The organism is Paraburkholderia sp. LEh10, assembly GCF_017814945.1.
Classification (GTDB): domain Bacteria; phylum Pseudomonadota; class Gammaproteobacteria; order Burkholderiales; family Burkholderiaceae; genus Paraburkholderia.
On the sequence record NZ_JAGIPX010000037.1, the window covers coordinates 1 to 13,444 of the forward strand.

The following is a 13,444-nucleotide window of genomic DNA, read 5'->3' on the forward strand; positions in this document are numbered from 1 at the left end:
CGAAGCCCGTCAGGCAGTCACCCTCAAAGAGGCCGCCTGAGTTGCAAAACCGTGTCCAGACAATCCGAGCCGGTACACAAAACATATACTTGATACATGCTTGCCGAAGTGAAACCGAACGTGAGTTAAATAATTAATCGGGTGGCATGCAATCTGACGGAGGACCTTCGCGACGCACCGTTGTGCGTTGCGTTACAGAACACGTCGAACCTGTCCATGATCACTCTCACCTCATCCGAACTCATGCTGTTACAGCAAAGACTCGGCGAGCGCCGTCGCGAGTTGCTGGCAGCGCTGCACGGCGAATACGGAGATGTCGCCGGAGCCCGACCGCCCGAAGTGCTGGGCCCCGAGTCGCATCCCGACGAGACGGCATCGCGCAAGGCGGGCGATGAGTTGCGCGTTGCGCTCGCGCGGCATGACTTCGTCGAACTGCAGCAGATCAACGCGGCGCTGGCACGCATAGCTGCCGGCCTCTACGGCGCATGCGTCGAATGCGGGGCCGCGATCGGCTACGAGCGGCTTGTCGCCGCGCCCTACACGGCCCGCTGCGTTTCGTGTCAGACCGCGTTTGAAAAACATCGCGCGACCCGCCAATAAGAGGGGCCCATCAGTTACAAAACGCCTGCCTCGCGCGATAAACGCAGTGGCCACGCCCGTCGATGTCGTAAGCCTCGCGGGCGCTGACGCGCAAGATCACATCGCCAGAGGCGATCGAATCGTCGTCCGACGGGTCGCGCGAGCTCAGGGGGAAACGTCAGGGAAACAGTATCGCAGCGTAGTTGCGCGCGCTGGGCAGGACGTGAATAACGTCGATGCGCTCGGGAGGCTCGCCAACAACACGGTAGAAAATCTGGTGACCACCGTGAACCCGGTGACGCACGCCACGGACTTCATAGCGCGGCACGACCGGGAATGCAAGGCACACGTCCACAAGCCGCGCGCACTTGTCGCGCAGCTCGCGCACGAAACCCAGCGCGCGACGGGGATTGTCGCGGGCCATGTAATCGCCGATCGCCTCGAGGTCGGCCTCAGCGTCAGGAAGAATCTGGACAATCATTGCCGGTTGCTGGCCATCGCATGATACTTTGCTTCAAGCCGGTCGAACACGTCGCTGGCGGGCTTGCCCCGACCGGCCTCCGAATCGCCGATGCCGCGATCGATGATGGCATCCAGCGCGTCGAGTTGCAGTTCGCGATCCAGGATGAGCTTCACGCCTTCGCGCAACACCTCGCTTTGAGAGCTGTAGCGACCCGACTCAACCAGCTTCGCCACGTAGCCCTCGAGCTGTTGCCCAAGATCCGCATTGATCATAGCTATACCCCGGAACGTCCATTCGCCCGACCGCCCGATAAATATTATAGGACGATGCGGCGCAGCCGGTCCGGGCACCCAACAGCGTTCCGCGATCACAGTGGCGGCGATCGCGTCGAGTTCCATGCCCTGCGCCTGCAACCCATAGCCCCTTAGCACATAAAGGGGGAATACGATCCCTGCCAGCGCCGAACACAGCCCGCTGAGCGCATAGACGCCCACCTTCGTGCGCGCGACGGGCAGCCCCATCAACAGCGCCGACCGCTCATTGCCTCCGACCGCATAGACATTCCGGCCAAAGCGCGTGAAGTGCGCGACGTAGACCGAGAACGCGAGCATGGCGGTCGCGATAAGCGCACCCGCGTTGAGCGACCCGCCGCCAACGGAAACTCGAGGTGGCGCGGGATCGGGCCTGAATCTGGCCCTGTACGACACAGGAGTCGATCACGATCAACGAACCGACTTTCATGCGATCGCCAGCCTGCGCAAAGATGAGGAAGAACGATGTTGCGGTAGAAACCCGTATATTGCTCCCGAGACCGGGTTGAGAAAGGCGGCCAGTCGATGTCCGCGTTCTTGGCACACAATGCACGAAAATCAAAGGCACCCCTTGTGGCGCAAGGATTCCGCCTCGATTCTGGATTGACAGATCTGTCGCGCTCTACGTGAACCGCGTCAGGTGCGAGTCAGGAGGCGCATGATCCGCGGGTCGTGCCGGACATCGACAACCTGGCCAATGGTGATTCTGGTGGCGGCGTCGTGAGCCGGATTCAGAAGATAGTTGTACGCAAACGGCATCACCGCGCTGGGCACCTTGAGCAAGGCCGTGTTGCCTGCGTCCAGCCACTCGCTGCCGGCGGCCCGCGTCCATGACACGTCTGCGCGCCAGTCGTCCGGCATCGCGTCCTCTTCAATCTGCGCGACCACCACCTCATCGGTAACGTCCACGCGGAGCAAACGATAGGTATCCGGCAGGTCGGCCGTCGAACGGATTTCCTGATGAACGAGCGTCTCCAGGAGTGCGCCGGCGGGATGTTCCGCCAGATAGACGACCGGCCGTCCGGCGAAGTGCCATCGGCCCGGCGCGCGTAATCCCCCTATTCCCCGCAGGTCGGCGTAGTTACTGATTCTCCACAACACCATCAGGCGAAGTACCCTTCGTCGATCTGCACCAGCGCTTCCTCGACCAGCCGTGCACCATGTTCTGTACCAGCCATTTCAAGCGCACTGCGGCCGGCAAACCGGTTTTGCGGGTTTCGCAGCCAGCGCATCGCCTTTTCCGCGTTTCCAAAAGCGGTGTTTGCCTGTGCAACGATCCTCGCCAGGCGGATTGCGCGGTCGGACTCCTCGATTGACAGACGTTCGTGCTGTTGCCGGCGATGGGTCAATGTGCGTCGGGGAATGATGAACGCCAGTTCGTCCGCCTTCAGGCCCTGCGCCCCCAGACGGTCTATCACATCAACGTCGACCCGTTCCTGAGCGAGCATGGCGAGATCCGCGTCATTGCGCACCCGCGCTGCCAGCAACTGCTCGAGAATCGCGAACTCTGCCCGGCGCGGGTCGGTCCCGCCGGACGGTATAAAAGCGACGGTCATCACGGGATGGGCCTCCTTTGGCAAGTTGCCCTCCAATTATAGGCATTTTGCCGCCGCATCGGCAACCCTCGCTTCGCGGCTGGAATTGGCAGTCGAACCCCGTATACCAACGCTGTCAAAGCCAGATTCAAATGTCGTAGCTGCACGAGTTACGTCACTCTTCGCGTTACCCGGAACGCGTGAAATGCGCCGGCGGCCCGTAGGCACAGCTGAACTGCTTCATTGTCGCGCGCCGTGGAAAACACTTTAACGGATGAGTATCACCTTGCCCAATGAGATGGCGGAGCTCGTGCGAGCCGAGGTCGCCCGTGGTGAATACGCATCTGACAGTAAAGTCATGCGCGACGCCTGCCCGTGCGCTGTCGGCACGCGAAGTCCGGGCGCGTCCAACAAAAGTGCGCGATGGCCGTACATGACCTGGAGCAGCATCGATTCAACCCGCCGCGGCGTCGGACGCACACCGTGGTCGAACGGGTCCCGGGGGCCAGAGTCAAGCCTTCACAGCCGTCATCCAGGTCCTCGCACGGGTGACGGCCGCTCAACGAAGTTACACCAAGGTCTGTTCCTGGCCGTTAATTGCTAATCGTTGTGCAACCGACGAGAGTGTTGCGCGAGTGGCAACGCCGCAGTCTACGCAAGTGTGGGAACATCCAGATTGGCGATGCGCTGGTCTGGATTGTCGGCAAGCCGGTGGTCGCGCTCGACCCGATAGAAGATGCCGCCGTTGTATGCGGCGAGAATAATGAATTCGAACGCGAGCGCCGCAAACAACACGATCAGCTGCGGAAACTTACGTACATTCCTGCTTTTCAGTGCGTCGTAGAAATCACGGCTCCATGTGTTCAGGCGGGCGTTGATGCCCACTATCAACAGGTCAACAGGTCCATTGTGACGATCGCGATCAGCATTCCCCGCGCGGTGCCACGTTCCTCGGAGACCCAGTACGGCTTGATCAGGCTCCACGCTGAGACCTCGGGTTGCCCAGTTGGAAGGCCGGATGGTGTGTTGGTCATGAGCTCACCCTTAACGCGAAGCGATCGCGGACCTCCGACACAGTCTGCGCCTCGGACCGCGTCACCCACCCCGCTCGCACCCGCCCAAGGCGGGACGGCTAAGGCCGCCCCACGAAAGACGAAAGACCTAAAGCAAACCGATTTTCAAGGATCCGGCCACCCCGCAGTCGCTCAGTCTGGCGCTTGGATGGCTCGATCCGATTTCAAATCAATCGGAAGGTTCATTTCACTTGGCGCAACGTGCAGGCCCATGAAAAGGCGATGAGCAAACTGGAGTGGTTCTTGCGGAAACACCCGAGCGGGCTTGAGCTTGCGCAGGAACAACTGGCAATCCGGAGTCCAGCCGCCGGGCCATGATGATCGCAAGCAGCGCGACGCCAATTCCAGACATTGCCGCACCGGACAGCCATGGTCTTCCACCGGTGTAGCGGCCGAGCGCATAGCCGCCGATGAACTGCGTGACGATTGCCAGCAAGTTCGAGACGCGCAACGCCAGTACTACCTTCGATATAAAGATGAATGGAACCACGACCGGGAAGTCGCCAGGACGACGAAACCGAATCGGCCCTGCGCTGACGGTGGACATCCTGGGAAACCTGTGCACCGTCATCGAGTCTCATCCGTGGGAAGTCGTCAACGATATCGTCGAAAGCGCAGCGACCCCGGCCATCAAGCGGGCAAAATGGGTAACAAAGCTCTCGTCGGAATCTACTGATTTGATAACTGATCGAACTGGCGACGATCTTACGTTCGCACTTCGTGCCAGCAGTATCGGCTACGGTGCCCGGGCTGGGCTTCAAATTCGCATCCCGCTCTTCGTTCTATCGAAAAGAATTCCGCGTCGCGACTACACGGCCATACATTGATTCGCCCCGTTCGCCTCTTACGCTGCCCGCACTACCCACGTGCCGCTTTTTGATATACGTCCGAGGCGTGTAGTGAATTCTTCCACGATGCGACTGCAAGCAACGCACCCGAATGGGAGGCGAGCCGTGAGAGTCATCGTTTACATCCGTGCCATCGCGTTGTGGTTGCTGTCCGCACATGCTTTCGGCAATCCAGCCACCTATCCACCATTACCGGCGCTTAACATTGACATCTCGCAAACGTCCGTCTCCGGGCTCTCGTCAGGCGGATTCATGGCGGTGCAACTGGGGGTGGCGTATTCGTCAATCATCACGGGTGTCGGGGTTGTCGCGGCCGGTCCGTACTACTGTTCGCAAAATGACCTTCTGACCGCGACGTCCCGATGCTCCTGCACCATCCAGCCGTCCAGCGCGTGCGAGGTCTCGCAAACCAGCACCGATGTGCCGAAGCTCGTCTCGTTGACGAGGGCTGCTTCGGCACGCCACGTCATTGACGATGTCTCGAACATCACGCGGCAACGCATCGTCACGCTCTCAGGCGCGAGCGATGCGACTGTCCCGACGCCAGTCGTCACCCAGTTGATGCAGTTCTATGTCGCACTGGGCGTGCCGGCGCAAAGCATTTCGAATATCGAACTCCCCGATGCCGGCCACACGATGCCCACCATGAACTATGGTGTGGCGTGCGCAACGAGCGAATCACCCTTTATCGGCAAGTGCCATGTTGATGGCGCGAAGGACATACTCGGGTGGATCTACGGTCCTGACCCGCTCGTGCCACCCGGTACGACGACGCGACGGGGACGCTTCCTCCGCTTTGACCAGACCCGGTATCTTCCAGTGGACCGTCCTTCGACTTTCACCTGGACGACGGGCATGGACACTACCGGCTGGCTCTATGTACCGGGCGCATGCGATGGCGGTGCATCTTGCCGGTTGCACGTCGCCCTGCACGGCTGCGAGCAGGGTCAGGACTATCTGCCGCTCGGCTCGCGGCCTGCCGGCCTGTTCTACGGGACGACATTCGTCCGGCACGCAGGCTACACGCAGTGGGCGAACGACAACCGGATTGTCGTGCTGTTTCCGCAGGCTGTTTCCATTCCCGGACTCAACCCGAACGGCTGCTGGGACTGGTGGGGCTACACGGACAGTCACTTCGCCGACCAGCAAGGCGTCCAGATGCGCTCGATACGTAACATGATCGGACAGTTGACTTCTGGCGTCAGGCGTTGATCGACGGGCGGTGCTGGACCAGGGCGATTCAAGGATAGACGCGATGAAACCCATGACCATGCGTCGGGCAGCAACTGCGGCCGTCACTGCATTGTTGGTGAGCCTCGCTCACGCGACGACTGCGGGCGAAGCGTTCGGCAGTCCAGGCGTAGCGGCGATGCACGGACCGTCACAGAAATCCTTCCTCGGCACCGCGCTCAGTCCATCCTCGCAAATTTATTTCACCGGATACCGTGGAATCGTGTCGGAGGTGTATTACCCGGTGCTGGATACAACGGAGACGGTCGACCTTCAGTTTCTCATCGGCGATACGGCCGGCACCTTCGTCGACGAAGAGAAGCTTGCATCGTACAGCGCGGCGCAGACCGACCCGCGCACGATGAGCTGGCAGGTCGCAACCGGCAATGCGGGCCACGACTGGCAGATTGGCAAAACCGTCTACACCGATCCCACACGCAATTCGCTGATCGAACGCGTCACCTTGCAGGCACTGAACGGCAAATCACTGGGTGATTACCGGTTGTACCTGCTGTTCAAGCCGCATCTGGATAACATCGGCTCAGGCAACACGGCGTACACCGCGGTCAGCGCCAATGGCCGGACGATGCTCATAGCCAACCGCAACTCGCGCTATACGGCGCTTGCATCTTCGCTGCCGTGGATGGTGCAGACAGGCACGGCGATGTTGTCGAACGGATTTGTCGGGCGCAGCGATGGCTGGACCGATCTGCTTGGCGGGGCATCGCCCGACAAAAAGATGGACTGGACCTATTCGTCGGCGACGGGTGGCAACGTTGCGCAAATGGGCTGGCTCGACCTTGGCGACGGAACCCGGACCAGCATCTCGTTCAATATCGTGCTGTCTTTCGACAGCACCTCCGCCCGCAACGCCATGCAGACCGCGGCCGCCACGCTCGACGACAACCTCGACGATCTGCGATCGCAGTACGACGCTGCATGGCATCAGTACGCTTCAGGCCTCTCGACACAAAACGGCACTGCTGACGACGAATACTATCTCGCCGCAATGGCGCTCAAGACGATGCAGGACAGGAGCAACGGCGCGATGATCGCGGGCATCGGCACACCGTGGGGCGAGACGCAGGGCGACGGCAATCCTGGTGGTTATCATCTCGTGTGGTCGCGTGATCTGTTCAAGTTCGCCAATGCGCTGATCACTGCGGGCGACACAACGACGCCCGTTACCGTCGTCCACTATCTCTTCGATACGCTGCAACAGAAGACGGACTGCGGCACCGCTGAATACAATGCCGCCGCCTGCCCTCAGGGCTTCAGCCGGGCCGGGCGCTTTCCGCAGAATGCATGGGTCAGCGGCTGGCAGTACTGGCAAGGCACGCAGATGGACGAGCAGGCCATGCCGATTCTGCTTGCGTGGCGTCTGGGTCCGGCCGTCTATAACCCGCTTTGGCCGGCCATCCGTTTGACAGCCGACTACATTCTTCGCACGGGGCCATGGACGTACCAGGACCGCTGGGAAGAAAACTCAGGCTATTCGCCATCGACGATCGCCGCGGAAATCGCCGGACTCGTCGCCGCCGCGCACATAGCCGAAGAAAACGGCGACAACGCGCGTGCGGGCAGTTACCTCGCCGCTGCCGACTACTGGCAGCAGAATGTGATGCGCTGGACCTACACAAACACCGGCTTCTACGGAAACGGTCACTATTACATGCGCATCAATCCAGCCATTATGGGCGGATTGGGAAACGGCCCGCAGCGATACGAACCCGCCTTCTATCCGGACTCCGGACAAAGCTTTGTCGTGAAGAACGGCGGCGGCACACATGACGAGCGCGAGGTCGTCGACGGCGGCTTTCTCGAACTGGTACGCCTGGGCGTGAAACGGGCCGACGACCCGACCATCGTCAGTACGATGGCCGCCTACGACGCCGTGCTCGCGACGACTGAACCGCACGCCAGTCCGGCCTGGTTTCGCTATAACTCCGACGGCTATGGCGAACACAACGACGGCAGCGACTTCGACGGTACGGGTGTCGGGCGTGCGTGGCCTATCTTTACTGCCGAGCGGGGCATGTATAGCATCGCGAAAAGCGGCACGGGGACGAGCGGCACGCCATACCTGAACGCCATCCGGACCTACGCAACGCCCGAAGGCTTCATTCCCGAACAGGTCTGGACGCAGAAGACGACGCTGCCTGGCGACTGGCAAGTCATCACGCCGCCCGGATATGCACCTGGCGAACCGACGAAATCCATGGCGCCGCTCAATTGGGCGATGGGCGAATACATCAGCCTGCTGGCGTCTATCCGGGCAGGCAAGGTCGTCGACATTCCGTCCATCGTGTGCGCCCGCTACAGCAACTGCGCAGTAGAACCGGCGCCCGGTCAGGCTTCGATCGCGATCAGGGTGAACGCGAAAACGCAGCCCGGGCAATACATGTACGTCACCGGCAACGCGGGTGCCCTGGGCAACTGGAACACCAGTCTGGGCCTGCCCGTGGACCCTGCCGCCTATCCGATATGGAGCAACACCGTCAATCTGCAGGCCGCCAGCACCATTCAATACAAGTACTACCGCAAGAACGCCGATGGCAGCGTGACGTGGGAGAACCTGCCAGGCGGCGGCAATCGCACGCTGGATACGCCGTCGGCCGGTAGCGCCGCATTGAGCGACACGGTGAACTGGTAGGAGACAGCGCCAGAGAATTAATCCCTCTGTGCCACCGGCCACCGTAGTCGCATTGGCCCGCATCGCTCCTTGCCTTTTTGAGGTGCCGATGCGGAAACACCGGGCGAAAATCCGCTCGACATGGCTGTTCGCATCATCCGACCGGATGTAGAGGAGGCAATCATGCTGGCAACGAAAGTTGGACTTGTCGACACGACGGGCACGATCGACACGCAAACGATGGCTGCGGTTGCCGCGGCGCTGAATGTGCAGGTGACGCGTGACCTGCCAAAATATTGGCCAGTCAGTGCCTCGGTCTCATACCTCACCGATCATGGAAAAATCCCGCAGGGCGTGTGGCCTGTGCAACTCGTCAAAACCCTGCCTCCCGACGAAGGCGGCTTCCATATGACGCGCCATAACCAGCCCTACGCGAAGGTGATCATCACCCCAGGCAGTGACGAGTGGGCAGTCGACGCAAGTCACGAGACCATTGAAATGCTCATCGACCCGAATGGCAACCGGCTACAGACCTCGAATGCAATAGAGATCGTCGACGGCAAAATCCAGGATGGGACGGGCCGCTTCGAATATCTGGTCGAAGCCTGTGATCCGTGCGAAGCCGATCCGTACACTTACACGATCGATGGTATAGCCGTGTCCGATTTCATTACGCCCCACTTCTACGACCCCGAGGTCACCCCCGACGCGCGCTATAGCTTCACGGGAGCGGTGAAGAAACCACGGCAGATCCTGCCGGGCGGATACATCAGCTGGGTGGACCCCGTCACCAACGAAATGCAGCAGATCCTGTGGGTCGATCCGAATCAGCCTCCCGTCCAGCGCAACCTCGGGTCGGTCTCAGGCGGGAGCCTGCGTCTTTTCATCGAAGCGAAGACATACCGCAAGAGCCGCGAGCACCGGGAGCAATTGAAGCCCGAGGCCAGAGCCAAACGAGCAGCTTATCGGCAAGCCCTGGTTGCAGCCGCTGAAGTGCGCGCTCGACACTATAGCTAGTCCCGGTACAAGTTTTTTATGGTCCTCACCGAGGTATGAGGCGGTGAAGTGGGATTGCAACCTGCGTCCCGGTTCTCTGCCCTCCTTCCCCCTACGGGCAGGCGGCCCTCGTCTGTGTCAAAGCCATTTTGAAATGTCCGCTTTCCAGCCAAGTTCAAATGTCCATTTTTTTGGTTTAGAAGTTTGTTTCTCGGAGCTTTTGCTTCACGCAGTGTCGAAGGATGGCGTTTGAACTGGCAAGGCGCTTACGCGTGTTCCGACTGCAGGCCTCGCAGACGCGTGCGCAATCGTCCGTCGGTGTTGATCTGCTGCAGGAGCACGCGACGCTGCCTGACCTGCAACAGCAACCACGCCGAAAGCGTCGGGTGACGCTCGAACAGTTGCGACAGCGCACCGACCGTCCCACGACTGCCGCGTTCACCCCGAACCGTCACAGGGCTCAACCGGACGTAGCCGCCGATCCGCACATGTTTGAGCAGGGCGCGAAATCCGTAGACGCGTCCGTCCGGATGGAGCGACAAACCCCTTTCGAGCCAGCGATAGAGCTGTCGCCGGTTGACGCCCGTCGCCTGCTCGATATCCTTGACGCACTCGCCCTGCGCATAGCGCTCGATCGCCTGCATGTGCAACTGGAAGGTGTGCCGATCTTCCTCCCTGTTGAGTTCCGTATAGGCGACGGCTGGCCACGCCGTCAGGTCGAGCGCCTGAAAATCGGGTTTGCGCCGGCTCATGTCACTGACTCCACAGCGACAAACTCGGCGAGCAGCGATAGCGCATCGGTTCTCAAGCCCTCGGCACGCGCGCGGCCTGCGTGCAGCAAACCGAAAACTGCGGCACGCACAAGGATGGGATCACCCGTCGAGAACTCGCGCTCGATCGCGAGCAGGCGTCGCGGCGAGCGCAGGAAACGTTCGATCGCGCGCGACAAGGCCGGCGAAATCAGCCCCCGGTTCGCCACGAGGTACGGCAACATACGCTGCCAGTTGTCGATCCACATCCGCGACGCCGCCAGTTCCGCCGGCTGAATCAGCGTAAGCGGGAGCTTTAGCACACCGAATGGAGAATCGTGCAACTGAGGGTCGTGCGTAGGGGCACCGCCGAGGCGCGCCGGGTGTGTCAGCCGTCCTGTGCCATGGCCTCTTGATGCCGCGCATAGTTGAATGGCAAGAGGTCCGTCACGTCGGCGTCCGGTGGACGCTGCGGCAGTTCCTTGAGTACGTGCAACAGGTAGTCGTAGGGTTCGACACCGCAGGCACGGCACGTCAGCATGAGACTGTAAATCGTGGCGCTCGCTTTTGCGCCGTCGACCGTGTCGCTGAACAGCCACGACTTTCTCGAAGTGGCGAACGGCCTGATGTCCCGCTCGCAGATATTGTTGTCTATTGCGGCTCGCCCGTCAGTGACGTAGCGGCTCAGATATTCCCACTGGTTACGCGCATAGGCGATTGCCTTACCGAGCAGGCTCTGGGGCGTCACCTTCGGCGCCAGTTCGTCAAGCCACGCCCTGAACGCCTCGAGCACCGGCACACTGTGTTTCTGCCGCAAGTCGTATGTGTAGTCGGCACGTGTCTGGCCGGCAGGCAGATCGCCTTTGGCCAGGGCCTCGACACGGTACAGGGCCTGGAAGTATTCAAGCGCCTTTGCCACACGAGCGTTCGGCGGCTTCGGCTTTGCGCCATCCCCTTTCTTCTGCGCGGCCTTGTCCGCCTTGACGAACAGCCTGCGCGCGTGCGCCATGCAGCCGAAGTGCGTTGCCTTTTTCAGCGTGCGCCACGCACTGTATCCGTCGCTTACCAGCATGCCGCTGTAGTCGCCGAGGAATTTCTTCGGATGCTCCTGGCCTCGCCCTGGCTGGTACTCGAACAGCACCACGGGTTCGGGGCAGTCTTCGGCGCTGCGGTAGACCCACGCATAGCTTTTACTCTGGGCTGATCTGCCGGGTTCCTTGAGCACCTGAAGCGTGGTCTCGTCGCCGTGGATCAGCGACTGCGACAGCAATGTCCTGTACAGCGCGTCGTACAGGCGGGTGTAGTGCAATTCGCTGGGGCGGATGACCCAGTGTGCCAGCGTGCCCCGGCTCACCGGAATCTGCCAGCGGGCCATGGCGGCCTGCATCCGGTACAACGGCATGCCGTCGACGTATTTCGCGGTCGCCACCGTCGCGATCACCGACGCATCCGCATGGCTGCCCGGCAGTGGCTGTACCGGCATCGGTGCGAGGACGACCGGCGTCTGTTCGGCGTGACGCTCGCAGTGCCGGCACGCGTACTTTGCACGCACGTTCTGGTGAACCGTCCATTTGAGCTCGACATGCAGCTGTTCGCTGATGTCCTCGCCGATGCGATGCATCGGATTGCCACAACACGGGCAACCTCGCTGCTCTTGCGGCAGATCGTACTCGATGCGTTCGCGCTTCAGGTACGCCGGCAACGGCTTGCGTCCCACCTTGCGCCGCTCAGGCTTGCCGGCCGGTGGCAAACCGGTGTCAGGCAGCGCCGGCTGGATACCTTCGTCGTCCTCGTCGCATGGTTCGCTCCGGGCGATCTGCTCGGCTTCGTCGAACACGCGATCCTTGCGTTTTTCGCTTTTCGGCGCGTAACGCTCGGCCGTAAGCAGGCGGACCTGTTCCTCGAGCTGCCCGACGCGCTGGTTCAGCTCGTCAATGTGTTTCGCGTCGCCGGCTACCCGAGCTTCGAGGGCGTGGATATAGCCCTGGACCGCCTCGGGTAAGCGCTTGAGGTCAGGTGCATTCTTCATGCGCTCCAGGATAGCGAAGCGCGGTGCGCCGTGGGTTTACGTCAATTTGTAAAAGGCGCCCGGCCGTTGTTTACGTGCAACGTACCGGGCTAGCTGGCGTGCTCGTAATGGCGTGCAGGATGACGGCGAAGCGCGTCGATGTCGATGCCATCGAGCAGCCAGTGGAGCTGCTGTGTGGTCAGCTCGATCACTTCCTGATCGCGTCGCGGCCACACGAAACGGTCTTGCTCGAGGCGGCGCAATAACAGCCAGAAGCCGGTGCGCTCGTACAGCAGGAGCTTGATCCGGTTGCATTTACGGTTGCGAAACGCGTACACGGCGCGCGCGAGCGGATCCAGTCGCATCGAATTCTCAACCACGGCGGCTAGGGTATTGATGCCGCACCGGAAGTCGACCGGCTCGCGATGCAGATAGACCCGCAGGTCGTCAGCGAAGCGCAGCATCACCGGCTCCTCAATGCGTCGATCATCGCTGTGAGCAGCGCCGTGTCCTGTTGCATACATTCAAGTTCGAGACTCACCCCGTTGGGCAACTGCGCCATCAGGCGTGACGGCAACGGCGGGCGTTGCGACGGACGCATCGGTTCACGCCGTGCAGCAGCCGGCTGGGCGTCGGGCTGGGACGGCATGTGAGGCAAGTGCACAGGTTCGGCATCAACCACTTCCAGAACAGGAACAAATGCCGGCACACCGGCTGGTGTCGGCTGCCGTTCAGTTCGGGAGCGTGTCTTTTTACGCTCGAGGCCAATCCACTTGCGAAGCTGGTTGGCGTTCACGCCAGCCTTTAGTGCCAGCCCGGCAACGGAGGCTCCCGGCTTCTGGCACGCTTCGATCAGCTTGCGCTTGCCACCACGGTCGTACCGGTTCTTGCCGTCGGCCGATTTACCGATCACCCGCAATGGCAGGAAGTCAAAGTCAGTTTGTAGATCAGTCATAAGCTGCGTCCGCAATGTGGTGGCTGCGGACGCAATCTTGTTCCTTCTCATACACCGGTTCCAGA

15 protein-coding genes and 2 pseudogenes are annotated in these 13,444 nt (G+C 61.1%); 5 read left to right on the forward strand and 12 right to left on the reverse strand.

The window, feature by feature from the left end:
- The first annotated feature begins 216 nt into the window (after positions 1 to 216).
- Complete coding sequence (locus J8I87_RS26765; protein ID WP_209935083.1) at positions 217 to 600, forward strand: TraR/DksA family transcriptional regulator; 384 nt, start codon at positions 217 to 219, stop codon at positions 598 to 600.
- A 157-nt stretch (positions 601 to 757) separates the two neighbouring features.
- On the opposite strand, the gene J8I87_RS26770 is transcribed toward J8I87_RS26765, so the two are convergent.
- From J8I87_RS26770 to J8I87_RS44960, 7 genes and pseudogenes are all read right to left on the reverse strand, one after another.
- Positions 758 to 1,060, reverse strand: coding sequence for a type II toxin-antitoxin system RelE/ParE family toxin (locus J8I87_RS26770; protein ID WP_209935084.1), 303 nt, complete (start codon positions 1,058 to 1,060; stop codon positions 758 to 760).
- Entirely contained in the window at positions 1,057 to 1,314 is a 258-nt protein-coding gene (locus J8I87_RS26775; protein WP_209935145.1) for a type II toxin-antitoxin system ParD family antitoxin, read from the reverse strand. The genes J8I87_RS26770 and J8I87_RS26775 overlap by 4 nt, the downstream gene beginning before the upstream one ends.
- A 93-nt stretch (positions 1,315 to 1,407) precedes the next feature.
- Positions 1,408 to 1,704 (reverse strand): annotated as a pseudogene (locus tag J8I87_RS26780) (ABC transporter permease subunit); the annotation flags it as partial.
- 285 nt (positions 1,705 to 1,989) lie between these two features.
- Positions 1,990 to 2,460 carry an RES family NAD+ phosphorylase gene (locus tag J8I87_RS26785; protein ID WP_209935146.1) on the reverse strand — a complete coding sequence of 157 codons (471 nt, stop codon included), beginning with the start codon at positions 2,458 to 2,460 and terminating at the stop codon, positions 1,990 to 1,992.
- Positions 2,457 to 2,912 carry an antitoxin Xre/MbcA/ParS toxin-binding domain-containing protein gene (locus J8I87_RS26790; RefSeq protein ID WP_209935085.1) on the reverse strand — a complete coding sequence of 152 codons (456 nt, stop codon included), beginning with the start codon at positions 2,910 to 2,912 and terminating at the stop codon, positions 2,457 to 2,459. The genes J8I87_RS26785 and J8I87_RS26790 overlap by 4 nt, the downstream gene beginning before the upstream one ends.
- A 630-nt stretch (positions 2,913 to 3,542) precedes the next feature.
- A pseudogene (locus J8I87_RS26795) lies at positions 3,543 to 3,922 on the reverse strand (ABC transporter ATP-binding protein/permease); the annotation flags it as partial.
- A gap of 226 nt (positions 3,923 to 4,148) precedes the next feature.
- On the reverse strand, positions 4,149 to 4,508 hold the full coding sequence (locus J8I87_RS44960) for a hypothetical protein (protein ID WP_245254180.1): 360 nt from the start codon (positions 4,506 to 4,508) through the stop codon (positions 4,149 to 4,151).
- On the opposite strand from J8I87_RS44960, the gene J8I87_RS26805 reads away from it, so the two are divergent.
- The 4 genes from J8I87_RS26805 (at position 4,501) to J8I87_RS26820 (ending at position 9,688) form a co-directional block, all read left to right on the forward strand.
- A complete protein-coding gene (locus J8I87_RS26805; protein ID WP_209935087.1) occupies positions 4,501 to 4,788 on the forward strand; it encodes a hypothetical protein in 288 nt (95 codons plus the stop codon). The two genes, J8I87_RS44960 and J8I87_RS26805, sit on opposite strands and share 8 nt — an antisense overlap.
- 126 nt (positions 4,789 to 4,914) lie before the next feature.
- Complete coding sequence (locus J8I87_RS26810; RefSeq protein ID WP_313066121.1) at positions 4,915 to 6,021, forward strand: poly(3-hydroxybutyrate) depolymerase; 1,107 nt, start codon at positions 4,915 to 4,917, stop codon at positions 6,019 to 6,021.
- A gap of 43 nt (positions 6,022 to 6,064) precedes the next feature.
- A complete protein-coding gene (locus tag J8I87_RS26815; protein WP_209935088.1) occupies positions 6,065 to 8,692 on the forward strand; it encodes a glycoside hydrolase family 15 protein in 2,628 nt (875 codons plus the stop codon).
- A gap of 162 nt (positions 8,693 to 8,854) precedes the next feature.
- Positions 8,855 to 9,688, forward strand: coding sequence for a hypothetical protein (locus J8I87_RS26820; protein WP_209935089.1), 834 nt, complete (start codon positions 8,855 to 8,857; stop codon positions 9,686 to 9,688).
- Between the two features lie 245 nt (positions 9,689 to 9,933).
- On the opposite strand, the gene J8I87_RS26825 is transcribed toward J8I87_RS26820, so the two are convergent.
- The 5 genes from J8I87_RS26825 to tnpA form a co-directional block, all read right to left on the reverse strand.
- Complete coding sequence (locus tag J8I87_RS26825; RefSeq protein ID WP_245254181.1) at positions 9,934 to 10,419, reverse strand: helix-turn-helix domain-containing protein; 486 nt, start codon at positions 10,417 to 10,419, stop codon at positions 9,934 to 9,936.
- Positions 10,416 to 10,760: a hypothetical protein gene (locus J8I87_RS26830; protein ID WP_313066128.1), complete on the reverse strand. Its 345-nt coding sequence runs from the start codon at positions 10,758 to 10,760 to the stop codon at positions 10,416 to 10,418. Before J8I87_RS26830 ends, J8I87_RS26825 begins: the two co-directional genes overlap by 4 nt.
- 44 nt (positions 10,761 to 10,804) lie before the next feature.
- Complete coding sequence (gene tnpC, locus J8I87_RS26835) at positions 10,805 to 12,445, reverse strand: IS66 family transposase (protein ID WP_209935090.1); 1,641 nt, start codon at positions 12,443 to 12,445, stop codon at positions 10,805 to 10,807.
- A gap of 89 nt (positions 12,446 to 12,534) precedes the next feature.
- The gene (tnpB, locus tag J8I87_RS26840; protein WP_209935091.1) at positions 12,535 to 12,888 is read right to left on the reverse strand and encodes an IS66 family insertion sequence element accessory protein TnpB; all 354 of its coding nucleotides are present in this window, start codon (positions 12,886 to 12,888) and stop codon (positions 12,535 to 12,537) included.
- Positions 12,888 to 13,430: an IS66-like element accessory protein TnpA gene (gene tnpA, locus J8I87_RS26845; protein WP_245254182.1), complete on the reverse strand. Its 543-nt coding sequence runs from the start codon at positions 13,428 to 13,430 to the stop codon at positions 12,888 to 12,890. The genes tnpB and tnpA overlap by 1 nt, the downstream gene beginning before the upstream one ends.
- Between the last annotated feature and the right edge of the window lie 14 nt (positions 13,431 to 13,444).

Excerpts from the sequence above, each read along its gene's own strand:
- J8I87_RS26765 (WP_209935083.1), top strand. The coding sequence starts at position 217 with ATGATCACTCTCACCTCATCCGAACTCATGCTGTTACAGCAAAGACTC.
- J8I87_RS26770 (WP_209935084.1), bottom strand. The coding sequence starts at position 1,060 with ATGATTGTCCAGATTCTTCCTGACGCTGAGGCCGACCTCGAGGCGATC.
- J8I87_RS26775 (WP_209935145.1), bottom strand. The coding sequence starts at position 1,314 with ATGATCAATGCGGATCTTGGGCAACAGCTCGAGGGCTACGTGGCGAAG.
- J8I87_RS44960 (WP_245254180.1), bottom strand. The coding sequence starts at position 4,508 with ATGTCCACCGTCAGCGCAGGGCCGATTCGGTTTCGTCGTCCTGGCGAC.
- J8I87_RS26815 (WP_209935088.1), top strand. The coding sequence starts at position 6,065 with ATGAAACCCATGACCATGCGTCGGGCAGCAACTGCGGCCGTCACTGCA.
- J8I87_RS26820 (WP_209935089.1), top strand. The coding sequence starts at position 8,855 with ATGCTGGCAACGAAAGTTGGACTTGTCGACACGACGGGCACGATCGAC.
- J8I87_RS26825 (WP_245254181.1), bottom strand. The coding sequence starts at position 10,419 with ATGAGCCGGCGCAAACCCGATTTTCAGGCGCTCGACCTGACGGCGTGG.
- tnpC (WP_209935090.1), bottom strand. The coding sequence starts at position 12,445 with ATGAAGAATGCACCTGACCTCAAGCGCTTACCCGAGGCGGTCCAGGGC.
- tnpB (WP_209935091.1), bottom strand. The coding sequence starts at position 12,888 with ATGCTGCGCTTCGCTGACGACCTGCGGGTCTATCTGCATCGCGAGCCG.
- tnpA (WP_245254182.1), bottom strand. The coding sequence starts at position 13,430 with ATGAGAAGGAACAAGATTGCGTCCGCAGCCACCACATTGCGGACGCAG.